General features: G+C 41.4%; 19 protein-coding genes and 1 pseudogene. 16 read left to right on the top strand and 4 right to left on the bottom strand.

Features of this window, described 5'->3' with window-relative positions; all coding sequences use genetic code 11:
• The first annotated feature begins 50 nt into the window (after positions 1-50).
• The 6 genes from RMY16_RS06240 to RMY16_RS06215 all read left to right on the top strand — a co-directional run bounded on the left by RMY16_RS06240 (position 51) and on the right by RMY16_RS06215 (position 6,953).
• Complete coding sequence (locus RMY16_RS06240) at positions 51-755, top strand: DevA family ABC transporter ATP-binding protein (RefSeq protein WP_322663390.1); 705 nt, start codon at positions 51-53, stop codon at positions 753-755.
• An 800-nt stretch (positions 756-1,555) separates the two neighbouring features.
• Entirely contained in the window at positions 1,556-2,752 is a 1,197-nt protein-coding gene (locus tag RMY16_RS06235) for an ABC exporter membrane fusion protein (protein WP_416211652.1), read from the top strand.
• A 116-nt stretch (positions 2,753-2,868) separates the two neighbouring features.
• A complete protein-coding gene (gene devC / locus RMY16_RS06230) occupies positions 2,869-4,041 on the top strand; it encodes an ABC transporter permease DevC (RefSeq protein ID WP_322735723.1) in 1,173 nt (390 codons plus the stop codon).
• Between the two features lie 88 nt (positions 4,042-4,129).
• A complete protein-coding gene (locus tag RMY16_RS06225) occupies positions 4,130-4,828 on the top strand; it encodes a DevA family ABC transporter ATP-binding protein (RefSeq protein WP_322735616.1) in 699 nt (232 codons plus the stop codon).
• A gap of 528 nt (positions 4,829-5,356) precedes the next feature.
• Positions 5,357-6,292: a M23 family metallopeptidase gene (locus RMY16_RS06220; RefSeq protein WP_322735615.1), complete on the top strand. Its 936-nt coding sequence runs from the start codon at positions 5,357-5,359 to the stop codon at positions 6,290-6,292.
• 121 nt (positions 6,293-6,413) lie between these two features.
• Positions 6,414-6,953, top strand: a complete 540-nt coding sequence (locus RMY16_RS06215; RefSeq protein WP_190909652.1) for a late competence development ComFB family protein — start codon at positions 6,414-6,416, stop codon at positions 6,951-6,953.
• 76 nt (positions 6,954-7,029) lie between these two features.
• On the opposite strand, the gene RMY16_RS32985 is transcribed toward RMY16_RS06215, so the two are convergent.
• On the bottom strand, positions 7,030-7,677 hold the full coding sequence (locus RMY16_RS32985) for a L,D-transpeptidase (protein ID WP_416211651.1): 648 nt from the start codon (positions 7,675-7,677) through the stop codon (positions 7,030-7,032).
• A 666-nt stretch (positions 7,678-8,343) separates the two neighbouring features.
• On the opposite strand from RMY16_RS32985, the gene RMY16_RS06205 reads away from it, so the two are divergent.
• The 3 genes from RMY16_RS06205 to RMY16_RS06195 all read left to right on the top strand — a co-directional run bounded on the left by RMY16_RS06205 (position 8,344) and on the right by RMY16_RS06195 (position 10,298).
• Positions 8,344-8,496: a hypothetical protein gene (locus tag RMY16_RS06205; RefSeq protein WP_322735614.1), complete on the top strand. Its 153-nt coding sequence runs from the start codon at positions 8,344-8,346 to the stop codon at positions 8,494-8,496.
• Positions 8,497-8,860: 364 nt separating this feature from the next.
• On the top strand, positions 8,861-9,517 hold the full coding sequence (locus RMY16_RS06200) for a sigma-70 family RNA polymerase sigma factor (RefSeq protein WP_094352725.1): 657 nt from the start codon (positions 8,861-8,863) through the stop codon (positions 9,515-9,517).
• 166 nt (positions 9,518-9,683) lie between these two features.
• A complete protein-coding gene (locus tag RMY16_RS06195) occupies positions 9,684-10,298 on the top strand; it encodes an anti-sigma factor family protein (protein WP_322663377.1) in 615 nt (204 codons plus the stop codon).
• A 16-nt stretch (positions 10,299-10,314) separates the two neighbouring features.
• Here the strand turns inward: RMY16_RS06195 and RMY16_RS06190 are convergent.
• A pseudogene (locus RMY16_RS06190) lies at positions 10,315-10,769 on the bottom strand (gamma-glutamylcyclotransferase family protein).
• 255 nt (positions 10,770-11,024) lie between these two features.
• Here RMY16_RS06190 and RMY16_RS06185 point away from each other — a divergent pair.
• Positions 11,025-11,816 (top strand): hypothetical protein, encoded by a 792-nt coding sequence (locus tag RMY16_RS06185; RefSeq protein WP_322735613.1) that lies wholly within the window; start codon positions 11,025-11,027, stop codon positions 11,814-11,816.
• Between the two features lie 7 nt (positions 11,817-11,823).
• On the top strand, positions 11,824-12,495 hold the full coding sequence (locus RMY16_RS06180; protein WP_322735612.1) for an alpha-ketoglutarate-dependent dioxygenase AlkB: 672 nt from the start codon (positions 11,824-11,826) through the stop codon (positions 12,493-12,495).
• 160 nt (positions 12,496-12,655) lie between these two features.
• Here RMY16_RS06180 and RMY16_RS06175 read toward each other — a convergent pair whose 3' ends face one another.
• Positions 12,656-12,844: a hypothetical protein gene (locus RMY16_RS06175; protein WP_322735610.1), complete on the bottom strand. Its 189-nt coding sequence runs from the start codon at positions 12,842-12,844 to the stop codon at positions 12,656-12,658.
• 122 nt (positions 12,845-12,966) lie between these two features.
• Here RMY16_RS06175 and RMY16_RS06170 point away from each other — a divergent pair, with 122 nt between their 5' ends.
• The 5 genes from RMY16_RS06170 (at position 12,967) to RMY16_RS06150 (ending at position 19,473) form a co-directional block, all read left to right on the top strand.
• Entirely contained in the window at positions 12,967-13,344 is a 378-nt protein-coding gene (locus RMY16_RS06170) for a hypothetical protein (RefSeq protein ID WP_322735609.1), read from the top strand.
• Between the two features lie 260 nt (positions 13,345-13,604).
• Positions 13,605-16,250 carry a leucine--tRNA ligase gene (gene leuS / locus RMY16_RS06165; RefSeq protein ID WP_322735608.1) on the top strand — a complete coding sequence of 882 codons (2,646 nt, stop codon included), beginning with the start codon at positions 13,605-13,607 and terminating at the stop codon, positions 16,248-16,250.
• 183 nt (positions 16,251-16,433) lie between these two features.
• Positions 16,434-16,760 carry a DUF433 domain-containing protein gene (locus tag RMY16_RS06160; RefSeq protein WP_322735607.1) on the top strand — a complete coding sequence of 109 codons (327 nt, stop codon included), beginning with the start codon at positions 16,434-16,436 and terminating at the stop codon, positions 16,758-16,760.
• A 3-nt stretch (positions 16,761-16,763) separates the two neighbouring features.
• Positions 16,764-17,105: a DUF5615 family PIN-like protein gene (locus RMY16_RS06155; RefSeq protein WP_322735605.1), complete on the top strand. Its 342-nt coding sequence runs from the start codon at positions 16,764-16,766 to the stop codon at positions 17,103-17,105.
• Between the two features lie 1,213 nt (positions 17,106-18,318).
• Complete coding sequence (locus RMY16_RS06150) at positions 18,319-19,473, top strand: alanine--glyoxylate aminotransferase family protein (protein ID WP_322735604.1); 1,155 nt, start codon at positions 18,319-18,321, stop codon at positions 19,471-19,473.
• 41 nt (positions 19,474-19,514) lie between these two features.
• Here RMY16_RS06150 and RMY16_RS06145 read toward each other — a convergent pair whose 3' ends face one another.
• Positions 19,515-19,694, bottom strand: a complete 180-nt coding sequence (locus tag RMY16_RS06145) for a hypothetical protein (protein WP_322735603.1) — start codon at positions 19,692-19,694, stop codon at positions 19,515-19,517.
• Positions 19,695-19,714: the final 20 nt, after the last annotated feature.

Raw genomic sequence — 19,714 nt, 5'->3', positions numbered from 1 at the left:
TGCAAAGGACAAATGACAAATGACAATCATCACAAGTAATCTAGCTATTTATGAGTAGTCAACCTGTAATCTCTGTTAAAAATCTCGACCACTATTTTGGTCATGGTCAACTTCGCAAGCAAGTTCTTTTTGATATCAACCTGGATATTAACGCTGGCGAAATTATTATTATGACTGGGCCTTCTGGTTCTGGGAAAACTACACTTCTCACCTTAGTCGGTGGCTTGCGTTCTGCTCAATCCGGCAGTTTGCAAATATTGGAACAAGAACTGTGTGGCGCTAACAAAAGACAACTTACTCAAGCGCGACGCAGTAACGGTTATATTTTCCAAGCGCACAATCTGCACGGTAGCCTGACAGCACTTCAGAACGTCAGAATGGGCTTGGAAGTGCATAATAATATTTCCCCGGCAGAAATGAAAAGCCGATCGGCCGAAATGTTAGAGGAGGTAGGATTAGGAAATCGCCTGAATTATTATCCTGATGATTTATCTGGGGGACAAAAACAAAGAGTTGCGATCGCTCGTGCATTGGTTGGTCGTCCTAAAATTGTTTTAGCAGACGAACCCACCGCCGCCCTTGACAGCAAATCGGGGCGAGATGTGGTCAACCTCATGCAAGAACTAGCTAAAGAACAAGACTGTACCATTCTTTTGGTTACTCATGACAACCGCATTCTAGATATTGCTGATCGCATCGTCTATATGGAAGATGGCAAGTTAGTAAATGACCATGCTGTTGTTGCAGCAAATTAAACTGCTATGTCTTGCAATACATATCTAAGAAAATTAAATATGCGTTAGCCAGAATATTTGTGGAGACTTAGCAGTGCTACGTCTATACATCATTTTTTGAAAATTTATAATAAGTTTACAATTGTCAATTTTAAATTAACTACTCATTCTCGCATCACAACGAGAAAATTTAAATATTATTTAGCTTTTGAAAGCTGCGGATAAAATATTACAGCGGTTCTCAGTTGAGTGAGGTACAAGAACCCCACCCCCAACCCCCTCCCCGCAAGCGAGGAGGGGAATATGATGTACCTCATGTGATTAGTAAACGCTATATACTTTTTAAATGGAAATAATTCTAAGGTTTAGATAGATAGAATTATATACCCATAAAATTTTTTAGATTTACTATTATAGACATAATCTACTTTTTACAAAAAGTTACTCATCAAAATTTGACTTGATTAGAATTGTTCATAAATTTCATAAAAAACACTTATTTTATTTACTTAATTTTATTCGGATTGTTGGCGCTGTTACAACCCGTATTTTTGAAACCGTTTACTATACCTGAGTGCTTTCATAAACCAAAGGTAAGTTACTAGGAAAATCAACTTTTTAATCAATAGAAGGATTTGTTGTTCTTCTATCCACGTAAATGACCTTATCTAAGTAAGATGTCAAAAAAATACAATTTTTTTATGGAATTTTAAGTGATAAATCAACAATAACTGACTCAAGAAGTAGTAATTAGCAAACAAGTACGGAGAAAAGCCGAATCTGTTCTTTTTTCTGCGCCACTAGTTAAGAGGTAATCTATGGTGCGAAACTCAAAGCTAGGGTACAGAACGTTCCCTAAGTCTATTCTGCGTCCATCCGTTGCTATAGGTATAACTATATCTTTATTGGTTGGCGGAATAAGTTTTTATATAGTAAAACGCTGGCAAAATTATGCAAATTCAGAGTTACAAGTACCAGCAACACAATTACCACAGTTAAAAACGGTAACAGCTTTAGGGCGACTCGAACCACAGGGAAAGGTAATTAAACTCTCTGCTGCGGTGTCTGCGGAAGGAAGTCGGGTAGAAAAGTTGTTGGTAAAGGAGGGGGATAGGGTAAAAGCAGGACAAACGATCGCAATTTTAAACAGCCGCGATCGCCTCCAAGCAGCATTCAAAGAAGCACAAGAACAGGTAAAAGTAGCCCAGGCAAACCTAAACCGCACCCAAGCAGGTGCTAAACGCGGTGAAATCGCCGCCCAAAAAGCTGCGATCGCTCGTCTAGAAGCCGAACGGCAAGGTGATATTAATGCCCAAGCCGCGGCAATTGAGCGATTCCAAGCCGAAGTGCGTAACGCCCAAGCAGAAGACGAACGCTATCAGCAACTATATCAACAAGGCGCAATTTCCGCCTCTCAACGGGATAGTAAGCGTTTAAACTTGGAAACCGCCCAAAAAAGCTTGCAAGAAGCCCAGGCACAGTTAAATCGTACCCAATCAACAAGTCAGCAACAAGTTAAACAAGCCACAGCAACACTTGATGAAATCGCTGAAGTGCGTGGAGTGGATGTAGAAACTGCTAAAGCAGAAGTCGATCGTGCTGTAGCAGCCATGAATCTGGCAAAAGTTAATCTCAATCAGGCTGTAGTGCGATCGCCCCAAAATGGACAGGTATTTGAGATCCATACGCATCCTGGAGAATTAGTATCAAATGATGGCATTGCAGATATTGGACAAACCAGCCAGATGTATGTCATCGCCGAAGTCTACGAAAGCGATATCGGCAAAGTGAATTCAGGGCAGCAAGTGCGAATCTTTGGTGATTACCTCCCGATTGAATTGCAGGGAATCGTAGATCGCAAAGGCTTGCAAGTGCGACGACAGAATGTCATTAACACAGATCCCGTCAGCAATATCGACAACAGAGTAGTAGAAGTCTACATCCGACTAGATGAAACTTCTAGCCAAAAAGCCGCCAATTTAACCAATATGCAAGTTAAGGCAGTAATTAAATTGTGAAATTTGTCATTAGTCATTAGTCATTAGTCATTAGTCATTAGTCAGTAGTTATTCTCCTCTGCTCCCCTGCTCCCCTGCCTCCCCTGCCCCCCACTCCCCACTCCCCACTTCTTATGATGGGATTGATCAAACAACTGCGACGGCGAACCCCTCTAGGATGGCTGCAACTGAATCATGAAAAAAGCCGTCTTTTAGTGGCATTATCAGGCATTGCCTTTGCGGATCTTCTGATGTTCATGCAGCTAGGTTTTCAGACTGCGCTGTATGACAGTAACACCAGACTACATCGCAGTTTGCAAGCAGACATTGTTTTAACCAGTCCCCAAGCCCGTAACTTGCCAAGCTTGTCTACATTTTCTCGGCGGCGACTTTACCAAGCAATGGATATACCAGGGGTGAAGTTGGCCCAAGCAATGTATTTTAACAACACAATCTGGAAGAATCCCCAAACACACCGGGAAACAGGGGTGTTAGTTATCGGCTTTAACCCAGACAAGCCAGCTTTTGATTTACCAGATGTTAACCAGCAATTGCAAGCGATCAAAATGCCGGATAGGGTGTTGTTCGATCGTGGTGCAAGAGGAGATTATCAAAAAGCGATCGCTCAAATTGACCAAGGTAAAACCCTGACTACTGAAATAGAAAGGCGCACAATTACCATTAGTGGCTTATTCCAAGTCGGGGCTTCCTTTGGCTTTGATGGCAACCTGATTACCAGCGATCAAAATTTTTTGCGGCTATTTTCTGGGCGGCAGTCCAGCAGTGTCAGTCTAGGTTTGATTCTTCTGAAACCAGGCTATGAACCGAAAAAAGTAGCAGCAATGCTCAAAGCCTACCTCAGAGATGATGTCAGAGTATTAACCCACGCCGAATTTATTGAATTTGAGAATAACTTTTGGAGAACAAATTCTCCAATTGGGTTTATTTTCAGTCTAGGTGTATCAATGGGATTTGTGGTAGGCGTGATCATCGTCTATCAAGTCCTCTCTAACGATGTTAATGCCCATGTTCGAGAATACGCCACCTTTAAAGCAATGGGATATCGCAATTACTACCTGCTAGGTGTGGTGCTTGAAGAATCGTTGATCTTGGCAGCATTGGGCTTCTTTCCCGGATTAGGAGTGTCCTTAGTGCTTTATCAACTGACTCGCAGTGCTACAAATTTGCCCATGTACATGACCGCGATTCGGGCATTGCAGGTATTAGTACTGACCATCATTATGTGTACAATTTCCGGTGCGATCGCCACCCGCAAACTCCAAGCCACCGATCCCGCTGATATGTTTTAAATTTGTCATTCGTCATTGGTCATTGGTCATTTGCAAAGGACAAAGGACAAATGACCAATGACGCTCGTCACGAGTAATTGATCTATTTATGACTAGTCAATCCATCATTTCCATCCAGAATCTTGACCATCACTTTGGTCACGGCTCGCTCCGCAAGCAAGTTTTATGTAATATCAACTTAGAGATTAATGCTGGTGAAATTGTTATCATGACTGGGCCTTCTGGTTCTGGAAAGACTACCTTGCTGACCTTAGTGGGTGGGTTGCGTTCTGCCCAATCTGGTAGTTTGCGAATGTTGGGAAGAGAACTTTGTGGTGCGAGCGCTGAACAACTAGTGCAATCGCGACGCCGTAATGGTTATATTTTCCAAGGACATAACTTGCATGGTAGTTTGACGGCACTCCAAAACGTCAAAATGGCTTTAGAATTACACAAACATCTTGGGTTAAAAAAAATGCGAGCTAGGTCAGCCCAAATGTTAGAGCAAGTAGGATTAGGAAATCATTTGCATTATTACCCTGATAAACTGTCTGGAGGACAAAAACAAAGAGTAGCGATCGCTCGTGCTTTAGTCAGTCATCCTCAAATAATCCTTGCAGATGAACCCACCGCCGCCCTTGACAGTCAATCGGGACGAGATGTAGTCAATCTCATGCAAAAACTCGCAAAAGAACAAGGTTGTACCATCTTGATGGTGACTCATGACAATCGCATCCTAGACATTGCCGATCGCATAGTGCAGATGGAAGATGGCATACTCAAGCCAAAAGTCATACTATCAGCCTAAACTTAATTAGCGTATTCCCTGATTCAGAGTTGATTTATAAAGTAAATCTGACGTGTGGCCTGGCAAACTCACATTTATTCCCTCAATATCATAGTTTTTTGGCGACTAAACCGCTATTCGTCAGTAAATTTTAAAATAATATTTTTGAATGGTATGTATATAGTTTAATTTATCTTCACTGACTTACTTACCTAGTTTAAGTAATTTCCCCATACCAATTTCAACCTAACAATGTGATATTAGTGTCCAGTTGAAAAAGTGTCCAGTTGATTCCAAGATTTCCTTCAAGTATTATTTATGTAATCACAGTTAAATTTTATGCTCATTGCCAATGTCATACACCTTGGTTATTAGAGTTAAAACCAATTTCCTAAAATTACAGATAAAATGATTTGCCCTTGCAATCCATAAGTACCTGGAGAATTTCCGAAAATTTATGGTTGTCAACAACATTGGCTTTCAACAGGAAACACTAGCGATAATAAGCTAATCTATTTTCCAATACAAGCAAGGGTTTTTTGTAGTTTTATGATTCTTGAGAATAGCGCTAGTAGTTCAAACAAAAATTTGCTCGGTTTTAATGTCAAAACTTTGACAGCCAATTGCCTTGCAATAAATGTGTTAAAAGGAATATTTGCTGTTCTCCCCATCGCCTTGGCATTGCCTGTAGATGCTTTGCAAGTAAAAGTGACTCCAACTAATCCTAAATTAGGGGATACACTCTCGGTGGAGATTAATCTAGATAATCCAGAGAACGGTACAAATCCAACAGTAGCTAGTGGTAAGAATACATACTCAGCCTTTGAAATTGCGCCTAATCGGTATCGGGCTTTTGTTCCCACAACTCCATTAGAAAAAGCTGGAACCAGAACACTTCGGGTTGCAGGGGATGGTCAAGTGCAAAACTTGGCAGTGAATGTGCTTAATCGCAAATTCCCCGTACAACGCATTACTTTGCCACCTGGTAAAGCTGGAGTGGATGCCACAGAGTATGAACTTAAGCGGGTGGCAGCTTTGAAGGCACTACAAACACCAGAAAAGTTTTGGAATGGAGTATTCTTAAAGCCAAATGCAGGGCGGATGAGTACAACCTATGGTGTGCGTCGCTACTATAATGGTACATTTGCAAAAGACTACTATCATCGTGGTCTTGACTACGCTGGTGCTGCCGGTTCATCGGTAATTTCCCCAGCCGCTGGGCGAGTTGCTTTGGTAGGTAGGGTATCCCAAGGGTTTCGGGTACACGGTAACGTAGTTGGCATTGACCACGGTCAAGGAGTAACCAGTATTTTCATGCACCTGAGTCGTATTAACGTTAAAGAAGGTGATTTTGTGAAAGCTGGTCAACTAATTGGTGCAGTAGGTTCAACAGGTGCTTCTACGGGACCGCACTTGCACTGGGGTCTGTATGTCAACGGACAATCTGTTGATCCAACACCTTGGCGAACTAAGGTTGTTAACTAGTAGAGGCAGAATTGATCGTGTCTTTGCATAATTTGTGTATTTTTTGCTGAGAATTAGGCAAAATAAATTGGATTGATACCGTCCCTACCAAGCTTTGCCAACATAAATGATGATAAGCGTTATGAGTATCGAAAAAATTGTAGAACAAGCTCTCCAGGATGGTTATTTGACACCAGCAATGGAAGCGGAAGTCGGTAGAATCTGTGATAACGCCTCGGAACTCTCAATTGAAGAGTATATGGCGTTGGATCGGCTGATGGGTGCGCTATTGACTGGTGAGGTAGTGGCGGTACCTCGCAAACAATTCATTAACGTTATGGAAGAATTGGTGCTGACAGAAGCGATCGCACGAGTCGCAGAAATTGAAGCCACCAGCGAAAGTTCTTTAGATGTCGGAGATATTGCCGCTTACGCTCTCAATCGGCTACCGCCCTTGTATGCTACCACAGAAGAGGGTGCTAACTTCCAGCGCCAAACAGCTCAGGCACAACTGCAAGACTTAATTTCTCAACAAATAAGTGAGGCGATTAACCGTTATCTCGATCGACCCAATTTCTTTCCAGAACGTCAAGCCTTGGGCAAAAATACTGGCAATGAGGTTGTGCGCCAAGTTAGTGCTTTACTTCAAACATACGCACCTAACTTTGAGCAAAAATTATAATTTGAAGAGTCATTAGTCATTAGTTATTAGTTTTAGACAAAGAACAAAGGACAAAAGACTAATGACTCTTAACTAATTAATCACGTACTAAAATTGTTGTCCCTAAACTCACTTGCTCATATAACAATCGAACATCAGAATTACGCATTCTTAAGCAGCCGTGGGATACAGCCGTTCCTACCAGGTCAACTTCCGGCGTGCCATGAAAGCCAATTTCATTCCGTCCATCTGACCAAAAACCAATCCATCTGTCTCCCAAGGGACTATCCGTACCAGCTTCAAATACTTTACCTGTAATCGGGTGACGCCAGATTGGATAGTGTCGCATGTGGATCACTTGAAAAGAACCTGTAGGCGTTTCCCAACCTTTCTTACCGACAGCAATCGGGTAGCTAGCTATCACCTCATCTCCTGCGTATACATAAGTACGGCGATCGCTTAAATCAACCACTACTTGCGTCTTGGCATTTGCCAGCCTACTAGATGGTACTTGTTGGGCTGAAGCCTTAGACCACAAACCTTTTGGCCAACTATCTGCAACTGGATTTTGTCTTTCTACTTGCGCCACCAGCCGCGTCTGAGTTGGGAGGTCGTTTGCTTTAGCTACATTATTCTTAATAATTTGGGGCTTAGTTTGAAGCTTAATGGTAGAAGGCTTGAGTTTAGAAGCCTTACGAATACTTGCTTTCGCTAGATTTTTCTTAATTATTTGCGACTTCTTAATGGTAGAAGGCTTGAGTGTAGAAGCCCTACGAGTAGTTGTTTTAACTAAATTCTTCTTAATTATTTTTGATTTAGTTTTAGGTTTAATAGCAGAGGACTTTGGTGTAAACGTCCTCTGGGCAGTCGAGCCTTGGGTAGCTTCGTCAGCTGGCACAGATCCACCCAGCGCAATTTCCCCCAAACTCACTTGGGAAAGATTCTTATAGACTCCCTCTGACCGGCTTCCCTTAAAATTGGTTCGGGTAGAATCTCGCCGCATCGAAGTAGATGCAGACTTCTCATACTGCCGTTCCGCCGTACTAATGCGCCAATGGACAGCTAAGGATAAAAATGCTGTGCCAAAACAAAGCAGCATTACCATACGCCCTATAGATTCGTTTCTTACCATTGCCTTCGCCTATTGTTTATCCCTGACATATCCAGCCGAGCAATTGGATGAGTTCATCATCCGATTATCAAAAATTTATCAATACTTATCATTTCCGCTGTAAATCTGCCAACACCTCTGGGCAAACTAAGACTATGCAAATTGTCCCAGCGGCAAAATTCCAAGTGAGCAACCTCATTCCTCAAAAGTTCTGAGCGTCGTAAGCCTCTCCTCGGACTTTTTGGTGGAACTCTTGAAATGTAGCAATCAATCATTAATGGTGTAGGTGGATGAAAAACCATGTTTGAAAAACTATTGCTAGCGGTAACAATTACATTTTCCCTCAATTTATTTTTTCAAGTTCGCGTACCAGAGCAACATAACTCTAGTGCTGCCTTCGAGCCACAACCAGAACAATCAGCAACTATTCTGGTAACGAAATCAAAAAATTAAATCACCATCTTAGCAACCACAGCAACCTAACTTCCAGAAATTATTACCCGAATTTTAAAGGTATCAAGAAGTTAGAATTACAAAATTTTATCTTCATTTTATAGCTAAATTTAATTATCTCGATCAAGCGTATATACCCAGTTGCTAAAAGTACTAAAACGTGCATTATATTGCGTTTTTGTTAGTCGATAGGTCTTAGGCAACTATGGGAGCAGTATAAGGAAAAGTGGCTCTGCTTATTGCTATAAATGTATCCAAAATTGTCTGCTTCAGTGTTCCAGTCATAAATCCGTCACCTGAGCATGGAACTTCTGTACCATTAGCAGGTCTAATAGATAGGGATGATTTAGAGCCAGTACGATCTATGAGTCAATCGATTACTGTATCCTGGTCAACTGTTGATGCAAAGTATCCAGAAGCATCAGTGCAAGTTGACAAACTCCCTAACCACGATTTAATTTTGCGCTGTCAAGCCGGACTGCGGCCAGATCGTGCTGCTTTTGCAGAACTATTACGCCGCTATCAAAGTCAAGTTGATCGAGTTCTATACCACCTGGCTCCAGATTGGCCTGACAGAGCCGATTTGGCTCAAGAAGTTTGGATTCGAGTGTATCGGAATATTAACCGATTACAAGAGCCTGCTAAATTTCGGGGGTGGTTAAGCCGCATTGCCACCAACTTGTTTTACGACGAGTTACGTAAACGCAAGCGGGTTATGAGTCCTTTGTCACTGGATGCTCCCCGTTCCTTAGAGGACGGCGAGATGGATTGGGAAATCGCTGGCGATACCCCAGGTCCTGAGGAAGAACTGACAACTAGAGAATTTTACGAGCAATTGCGGGAAGCGATCGCGGATTTACCAGAAGTTTTTCGTACTACCATTGTCCTCAGAGAAATCGAAGGCATGGCTTATGAAGAAATTGCCGAAATCACTGGAGTTTCTCTAGGAACTGTGAAGTCCAGAATAGCCAGGGCTAGATCGAGGCTGCAAGCCCACTTGCAGAATTATCTAGACTCCTAATTTTCCTAATTTACGGTATCTTGCCTCTGCCCAATGGCAGAATTTAAGCATAGATTAAAAATTACTAGAAAGACGTAGATTGTTTCTGCCTTTAAGAAGAAAATTGGCTAATTTACCCAAAATTCCCGCCCAGTTTACCCGTGTATGAATTGGTAATAATGTTAAGATGACTACTGATTCTCAGTTTTACGACCGTTCTCCTTTGCAACTTCCTCAAGATTTGTCAGATGGAATGGCCAAGCATACCAATGAATCAACGGGTCTTATGGATATGGTGAAGCGCGATCGCTTCGAGTTATTGAGTGCTTACCTCGATGGTGAAGTCACAGCCACCGAACGCAGGCAAGTAGAAGAATGGCTGGCAAATGATGCCTCAGTTCAATGTTTGTATGCCCGGCTGTTAAAGCTGCGCCAAGGTTTGCGGACGCTCCCAGTGCCAGCAACCCAACAGTCGCCAGAAGAAACAGTTCAGCAAGTATTGACACGTTTGCGCCGTCGCTCCCGTTTAAACTGGATAGCGGCAGGTGCAGCTGTCGCTGCTTGTGCGATCGGTGCAATATCTGGCTTAGTAGGTGGTGGTTCGATGGTGCCGCAACTGGCGCAACGACCACAAAGAGAACCTATACAAACCTCCTCAGCGTCTATAGTTCCCCCTTCGCCGCTGATGGTGGGACTAAATAACCCGGTAATTGAAATTCCGAAAGCAGCAGTAGCCTCTCCAGAAAATTCAATTTATCAGGTTCAGCCGCAACGACACGACCCCAAACAGGACATAAACTAATCGTAAAGTTTAAAGTTTACAGTTGATAACTGTAGTTTGGGGCTAAACCACAGCCGCTCCACCAGCCGCTAGGTTGGAGGAAGCCTCCTAATGCCCGACTTGCTCTAAAGTCATTAAATAAACCCAAGCCCAACTATAAGAGAGCGACTGTGGCTCATAAACCTCGATAATTTGTCGATTATAGAGGTTTTCTGGTATTTTTCTATTTGGCTGGTAATCTTCCAGCACATCTAGCTCATTTAAAATCTTAGGGTTGGAAAAAGAGAGTAAATATCCGTAAACTTGGCTATTCCCTAGCGTCATAGCTGGGTAGCCCATTGGCAGGGCAAACAATTTGCCTTGTACAAAAGCTGTTTTGACATCAACGACTTTGCTAGCACAGTATCTTTTATAGTTAGCTTCACCTGGTTTGAGCGTGCCGTAGACAAAAACCTGCACTAAATCAGAAAATTTTATATTTGATTTAACCATCACCTATTTTAACCATCTAAATTTCTTTTCCTACCACAGGACTGAGTATTGTAAATGCGTGGTGTGAGCATAGTGAAAAAGTGAGTAAGTCTCATTACAGAGACACAAGAATAATTTAGAGAAGAATATCGTAAGTTTCACCAATAATCCCCGCCTCACATCATACTCATAAGAGTTAAGTATAATAAGTAGCTAATTAGTATAAGTTATTTGGGCAACTTAAGAGAGTAGTTAGATCCACTCTTAAGCCTTCTCATGATCATTTCTAGCCCACAGGAAGCACAGATACAGATTAGATTTTTTGAGGATATTTACAAATCCAAAATAGAAAAACTTCCATTTCTGCGAGATGTCGATATAGATCATGGTAGGAAAGTACTCAATACAGAAGCGGAATGCGACAAGTATATTGGTCTGTACGGCGGACACCACTTTCACAAGCTCTACGCAGCGTTTCCTTCAACAAACTTTCAGTACACGGAAGGTAAAAGCATAGAAATTATCGACTGGGGATGTGGACAGGCGCTTGCAACCTGCGTTTTAATCGACTATCTCATTGAAAAATGCATCAGCCCTAAAATAGAATCAATTACACTCATAGAGCCATCTTCGATTGCACTGGAGCGCGGCGACAGCTTTGTTCGCCAAATGTTACAATCTGCTTTCTCTAATAACTCTCTAATCAAAAGAGTCAACAAATGTATAGATAACTTAAATTCTAGTGACTTTGTTTCAAGTTCTAGCAATATTAAGATTCATCTATTTTCAAACATACTAGATGTTGAAGCTTTCGATTTAAACAAGCTGTATCACCTAATAATCAATTGCTTTGAAAGATTTAATCGTATTATCTGTACAAGCCCGTATTACAATACAAAGAACTACAGAATAGATACTTTTTATAACCTATTTAACGAGTATCCTATAGTTAAAAGATCCTTTTATTCAGGCGAAGCAATTTACAAAGAGGTTTTTTATAATAAAACTAGAAGATTTGAAATTAGCAAAATACAAAGGTATGAAAGGCAGTTCACTATAAAACTTTGAGGATTTTATGAAAAATAGACCAGCTAGTAATGCAATTCAGGGAGACTTATTTTCCGGGTTTGACTCCGTTGTAGATAAGTCAATTGAGAGTAGGGATAAAGAAGTTTTATCTATGCCAGATGCAGAGGTTACTTTCTATCGAAATTTTTTTAATCAGCAAGATAGCGATGAGCTTTTTCAAACTTTGCTTAACGAAATACAATGGCGACAAGACAAGATGAAAATTTATGGCAAGGAAGTAAACTTACCAAGAAAAACAGCTTGGTATGGAGATAGAAATATGTCATATAAATTCTCAGGGATTCATCTTGATCCAGAACCTTGGATACCTACACTCTTACAAGTAAAAGAAAAAGTTGACAAGATTGCAAAAGTTAAGTTTAACAGCGTTTTACTGAATCTTTACCGAGATGGAAAGGATGGAATTTCTTGGCATACAGATGCTGAACCAGAGCTAGGGAACAATCCAGTAATTGGTTCTGTTAGCTTTGGCGGAGCAAGAAGGTTTATGTTTAGGCATAAACACAATCAGGATTTAAAAGCCGAAATTGAGTTAATACATGGTAGCTTCCTTCTGATGGCAGGTGCAACACAGCATTTTTGGCAGCATCAAATCCCCAAAACATCGAAGCAGGTTCAACCAAGAATCAATTTAACTTTCCGGGTAATTAATAGTTAAACAATTAAGTGTAAGTGCTACTTTCCTTTTTTCTCATCCAGTGCTTTCTGGATAGCCCCTCTACAGAATTGTGCTGGATTATCTTGTTTCTGTATCTCTTCCTTGATTTCCTTTGTAGCTTTAAAAATGGTATTCGCTCTAATAGTTAAGTGATTAAGTGCTACTTTCCTTTTTTCTCATCCAGTGCTTTCTGAATCGCTTCTCTACAGAATTCAGCAGGATCATCTTGTGTTTTCACCTCTTGCTTCATCTTTTCAGTAGCACGGAAACTAATAGTAGTCGTTAATGGTTCCTCTCTGTCTGTGGTGAAATTTTTTAAATTTTCTGGACTACCCTTAGGATTAGGCATTGTTGAGAGATGTAAATATAGCTTGAACTGCGTGCAAACGAGCAATTAGAGTTTTAAATCGGTGGTGTTCTCACCTGACAAATGGTTCACCACCGATACCACTTTTGAGAAATGGTAATTCTATGTTTACACGTTCAGAACTCGAAATAAAGACTGTTCCTGAATTACAGGATTTATGCCGTCGATACGGTATTCGCCCTACAGGGAGTGCAGCGTACAAAGCAAGCTATATCACTTCTTTAATGGCATTCCCGATTTTAGCGATTCAACAGATGGAAGTAGGGAGAGGGTTAAAGTCACCTTCTCTTGCTTCTATCCAGATTTTTGGTTCAGCGATAGATGAAATGGGTACACCTACTAATGAGCAAATAGCGCTGATTAGAATCACACTGGAAGGTAGGCGAATGAGTTACCCAGATAGATTTGAGCAAGAAAGCTTGCTGAACTTACATCTGGCTAAGATGAGGCTTGAACAGGTGATAGCACTGGTGAGTCAGTAGTCCACACTTACAGCATTCTTAACACACTCCTCAGCAATGGGGAGTTTTTTATAAAACTTCCCGATAGGCAAATAAAGACTGTCCCTGATAGCCTAAGAACTTTAGCGATATAAGATAGATAGGAATAGAAATACAGGAGATTTATAAATTTATTTTATAATTTAATTTTCAAAATTACTAGACATAAAAATCATTTAGTAGTTTATATGTACTAAAAACAGCTAAATACTTAGGATTAGTAGAAATAAAGCGTAATAGGCATGAAACCATTGGAAATACCAAATTCAGTTGATTCCCGATACAATCCCGCAGCAATTGAGGAAAAATGGCAAAAAACATGGGTAGAACTTGGCTTAGATAAAACACCGACAGTTAGCAACAAGCCAAAATTTTACGCTCTTTCCATGTTCCCTTATCCATCGGGCAGCCTACACATGGGTCACGTCCGTAATTATACGATTACCGATGTGATTGCCCGCCTCAAGCGAATGCAAGGGTATCGAGTAATACACCCAATGGGTTGGGATGCCTTTGGCTTGCCAGCAGAAAACGCCGCCATTGACCGTGGTGTACCGCCAGCAAAGTGGACTTATCAGAATATGGCGCAGATGCGGCAACAATTGCAGCGTCTTGGTTTATCCATTGATTGGGAATGCGAACTTGCTACCTGTTCACCAGATTATTACAAGTGGACACAATGGATTTTCTTGCAGTTTTTGCAAGCCGGGTTAGCTTATCAAAAAGAAGCAGCAGTAAACTGGGACCCAATTGATCAAACTGTACTGGCAAATGAGCAAGTTGATAACGAAGGACGTTCTTGGCGGAGTGGGGCAATAGTTGAGCGCAAATTATTACGCCAGTGGTTTTTCAAGATTACCGACTATGCCGAAGAATTACTCAATGACTTGCATCAATTGACAGGTTGGCCGGAACGCGTCAAATCGATGCAGGCAAACTGGATTGGCAAATCTACAGGCGCTTACTTAGAATTTCCCATCATTGGGATAGATGAAAAAATCGGCGTGTACACCACACGTCCAGATACAGTTTATGGTGTCAGCTACCTGGTGTTAGCACCAGAACATCCCTTAACAAAGCGCGTTACCACAAAAGAACAACAAGCAGTGGTAGAAGCCTTTATTAAAGAGGTTTCTAATCAAAGTGAGTTGGAACGTACCGCTGAAGATAAACCGAAGCGGGGTATCCCCACAGGTGGTAAGGCAATTAACCCATTTACAGGGGAAGAAGTGCCGATTTGGATTGCTGACTATGTACTGTATGAGTATGGTACTGGAGCAGTGATGGGTGTACCAGCACACGATGTCCGGGATTTTAAGTTTGCCAAAAATTACGATTTGCCAGTTGATTTTGTCATCGTTTCCCCGGATGATGTTGCAGGTTTTGACTTAACTCCAACATCAGAGATAGATGAAGTCACACAACTCATCCAAATTGAATATAACCAGGCATACACTGAACCAGGAATTTTAATTAATTCTGGGGCTTTTACTGGTATGGCTTCCATAGATGCGAAACAAGCAATAATTGAATACGCCCAACAACAAGGTTTTGGTAAAGTGCGGGTGCAATATCGCTTGCGGGATTGGTTGATTTCGCGGCAGCGTTACTGGGGCGCACCGATACCTGTAATTCACTGTCCCAACTGTGGGATAGTGCCAGTGCCTGATAAAGATTTGCCAGTAGAGTTGCCAAAAAAGGTGGAATTTACTGGACGTGGTGGTTCACCTTTGACTCAGTTGGAAAGCTGGGTAAATGTACCTTGTCCGACTTGTGGTACTCCAGCAAAACGGGAAACTGACACGATGGATACTTTTATTGATTCCTCGTGGTATTTCTTGCGCTTTCCTGACGCGAAGAATGAACAAAAAGTTTTCGATTCTAGTAAAATAAACGACTGGATGCCAGTTGATCAATATGTGGGTGGAATTGAACACGCGATTTTACATTTGTTATATTCGCGGTTCTTTACTAAAGTTCTGCGGGACAGAGGGTTGTTAAATTTTGATGAACCTTTCCAACGCCTGTTAACTCAAGGTATGGTGCAGGGTTTAACATATCTAAATCCTAATAAGGGTGGTAAAGATAAATGGATTCCTTCTAATCTGGTAAATTCAGCCGACCCGCGCGACCCCCAGACAGGTGAAGCGTTGCAACGTCTCTATGCCACCATGTCTAAATCAAAGGGCAACGGTGTAGCGCCAGAAGATGTAATTTCCAAATACGGTGTAGATACAGCGCGGATGTTCATCTTGTTCAAAGCGCCGCCAGAAAAAGATTTGGAATGGGATGAAGCCGATGTGGAAGGACAATTCCGCTTTTTAAATCGGGTTTGGCGTTTGGTGACAGATTATATTGCTGCTGGGGTATCACATAAAAAACCTCAATCTGATTTAACTAAGGCAGAAAAGGAATTGCGGCGGGCGATTCACACGGCGATTCAAGCGGTGACAGAAGACGTTGAAGACGAATATCAATTCAACACAGCTATTTCAGAATTGATGAAGTTGAGTAATGCCTTAACTGATGCTGACGGCAAAAATTCACCAATTTATGCAGAAGGTATTTGCACTTTGGTGGTTTTACTAGCACCATTTGCACCACACATTGCTGATGAATTGTGGCATTTATTGGGTGAAAGTGATTCAGTTCATACTCAAACTTGGCCATCATTTGACCCAGCTGCTTTAGTAGCTGATGAAATCACTTTAGTGATTCAAGTTATGGGTAAAACTCGCGGCTCGATTCAAGTACCAGCACAAGCAGATAAAGCAGCGTTGGAGAAATATGCTCGTGAATCAGAAATTGCCCAGCGTTACATCGAAGGCAAAGAGATTAAAAAGGTAATTGTGGTGGCTGGAAAGTTGGTGAATTTTGTAGTTAGCTAAGTACAGCTTTGCGTAAAATCGTGGCGAATTGAGGGTTGAAATTTAAACGCAGATGCGCTTCTCTACGAGACGCTACGCGAACGCCTTCCCGCAAGGAATTCGCTACGAATTAATGAAATGTTATACTTAGCAATTGATAAAATTGTAAATTTAGCCTGACAAAACATCAGAGGATTTACATCCGTGACACTCAAAGAGTTAGAACAACAACTTCTTGCCCTCAGTCCTGATGAAAAATTGCAGGCTATACAGTTACTTGCTCAAAGTCTCGGCAACAATTGGCAAGGAATTGAAAAAACTCCTAGAGTTTGTGGTGGAGAGGCTCGCATTGCTAAAACTCGTATTTCCGTTTGGGTACTTGTGGAAGCTCGTGGTCTTGGATATAGTGATGCTGACCTTTTGACGAGCTATCCAACTATTACAGCTACAGATTTAGCTAATGCTTGGGTATATGCAGAAGCTCATCCCGATGAAATCGAATTGGCAATTGAGCGTAATGAGGTAGCCTAATCAATGGCACGGTTTTACGCAGATGAGCAGTTTCCCTTTCCAGTTGTGGAATTATTACGCGATTTGGGGCATGATGTTTTGACAGTTCAAGAAGCAGAAAATGCAGACCAAGGTATACCTGATGAGGAAGTGCTAGCATTTGCCATAAGTCAAGAACGCTCAATATTAACTATCAACAGAGTTGATTTTATCCGTTTGCATCGTCGTGATTCTAACCACTTCGGTATTTTTGTTTGCACGAATAATCGTAATTGGCAACAATTTGCAGCACGGATAGATGAGGCTGTGGCAAAAGAAGAACCTTTGCAAGGAAAACTAATTCGTGTGGTACGTCCAGTAACTTAAAAAGGTTTTGATGGTACGCACAAATGCTAGAGTCATCAGGTATATGTTGCAACAATTTTTATAACAGTAGGTTCCTTCTCTGGTATATGTGTATTTAAAAACATTTTTAATTATTGCCCAGAGAGTTGGACTGTTTTATTTATACACAAAAAAGCGCTTGAGAGTTTTGCTCACTCAAGCGCTTTTCCGTAAAAGCTTATACCAACTCACTCGTTTGATGCAACATTTGAAATCTGCAACACTCCCTCAGGAGGGAGTATTACGAGGATAACTTGTGACAAACATGTGGTGAAATGGTATCACTCCTTGCACTAACTAAGAATATCTCTTTTGTCAGAATACCGGGGATCTAGTGAGTGACACTTTATGAACTGAACACTAGTTAAAAACGACTCACAGTGAATAGTAACTAAGGAGACTAAGCACGATTGTAGCAATTTTGTAAGTATAGTATAAAAACTTATAGTTTATTACTACCCGCCGTCGATATTGCTTACTACTAAGTGCAGTATCAAAAAGTGCAGCAATTAGTAGCATAGATATCTCAACTTCTGCATCAAATTAGTCGCTATCAAATAACCTAGAAAAGGCTTGGATATTGGTATCAAAGCGATTTTGACTCAAATAAATTATAAACGAAGGTATTGTTTAGAGAATGGCAACCCAAGAACAAATCTTTGACCCAAATAGATTGAAAAGTTTGGGTTGGGTATCTTTTATCTCTTAGCAAACGCTAACATCCAAGTCTTCTGTATAGTGTAGGGAGTTACTTCTTTCATGGAAGCAAAACACAACTTTTTCAGCGACAATTACCGCGATGTTCAAAACGATTTCGTGTTTTTCTATAAAAACAACTGAGGTGGATTATGGGTAGATTTTAAGAATTTATCGTACCTGTGCCTCATCTAGATAGATGTTTCATCCTTAGCTAAAATAGCCGTTGGCCTACGAGCAGACACCTTAACCTGGCGTCTAGGTGTGTGGTAAGATTGCCTGGAACAGAGGTTTTATCTGAGTTGGAGTCTGGTATAAATTGCAAAGGTCAAGCTGACCGATCGTTAACTCCCACAATACTTTTCCTATAAATTTGGAAAATATACAACAATGCTGGTGACAATCTGAGTGGAATTTGTAGATGAATATCTAGGATTTGCTATCAGACTTAACCGACTTCCCACAATTTTGACTTTTATTTGACTTTTAGGATAGAAACATGAACGATAAGCTGATGCTGATGATTCCAGGCCCTACACCGGTGCCAGAAGCTGCCTTACTGGCATTAGCCAAGCATCCGATTGGGCATCGTACTAGTGAATTTAGCAACATATTGGCAGAGGTGACAGAAAACCTCAAGTGGCTGCACCAAACTCAAAGTGATGTGCTGACGCTGAATGTCAGTGGTACGGGTGCTGTAGAAGCCGGAATAATTAATTTTCTCTCTCCAGGCGATCGCATTTTAGTTGGTTCTAATGGTAAATTTGGCGAACGCTGGGTAGAAGTCGGTCAAGCCTACGGTTTGAATGTAGAAGAAGTTAAGGTGGAATGGGGAAAACCCTTAGACCCCGCAGTATTTGCCGAAAAACTTCAAGCAGATACCCAAAAGCAAATCAAAGCTGTAATCATTACCCATAGCGAAACCTCGACGGGTGTGTTGAATGACCTAGAAACAATCAACCGCCACGTTAAAGAACACGGTGAAGCTTTAATTATCGTTGATGCCGTTACTAGCTTGGGTGCATTCAATCTACCCGTGGATGCTTGGGGCTTGGATATCGTCGCCTCTGGTTCCCAAAAAGGTTATATGATTCCGCCGGGATTGGGTTTTGTTTCTGTCAGTGCCAAAGCTTGGGAAGCTTACAAAACTGCGAAGCTACCAAAATATTATTTGGATTTAGGCAAATATCGCAAAGCCACAGCCAAAAATACAACTCCATTTACTCCGCCTGTGAACTTGATCGTAGCGTTACACACCACGTTGCGAATCATGAAAGAGGAAGGCTTGGAATCAATCTTTGCTCGACACGAACGCCTGAAGAATGCTACCCGCGCCGCGATTAAAGGGTTAAATTTACCCCTGTTTGCAGCAGATAGTTCTGCTAGTCCGGCGATTACGGCTGTCGCACCACAGGGGATTCAACCGGATAAGATTCGGTCATTAATGAAAAAACGCTTTGATATTGCCCTCGCTGGTGGTCAAGACCATTTAAGCAACAAAATTTTCCGTATTGGTCACTTGGGTTTTGTGAGCGATCGCGATATCCTTAGCTGTATAGCATCCTTAGAAGTTACCCTTACAGAACTTGGCTACGAAGACTTCACCCCTGGTTCTGGTATAGCAGCAGCAGTTAAAGTGTTTAGTCAGTCCTGAGTAATAATCAAAAGAGCGAGTTAAATTATCAACTCGCTCTTTTAATTTGTATATAGAGTAGAAACCTTTGCATAAGGTAGAGTTGATGTGACATACTTCAATTCTCCTAAATGACACCAAGTTGCCCTAGATAGTATTATTTGCTTTGAAGAAAGTCGCACTGTATCTTTGACACCAAACAAGACTAACTTTGGCAACTTAGTATCATACCAAATTGGCATAAATAGTATTGTTTGAGATT

The organism is Nostoc sp. DedQUE12b (assembly GCF_034530835.1).
Classification (GTDB): domain Bacteria; phylum Cyanobacteriota; class Cyanobacteriia; order Cyanobacteriales; family Nostocaceae; genus Nostoc.
The sequence above is the reverse complement of the archived record's forward strand: the minus strand, read 5'-3'. Positions and strand labels throughout refer to the sequence as shown.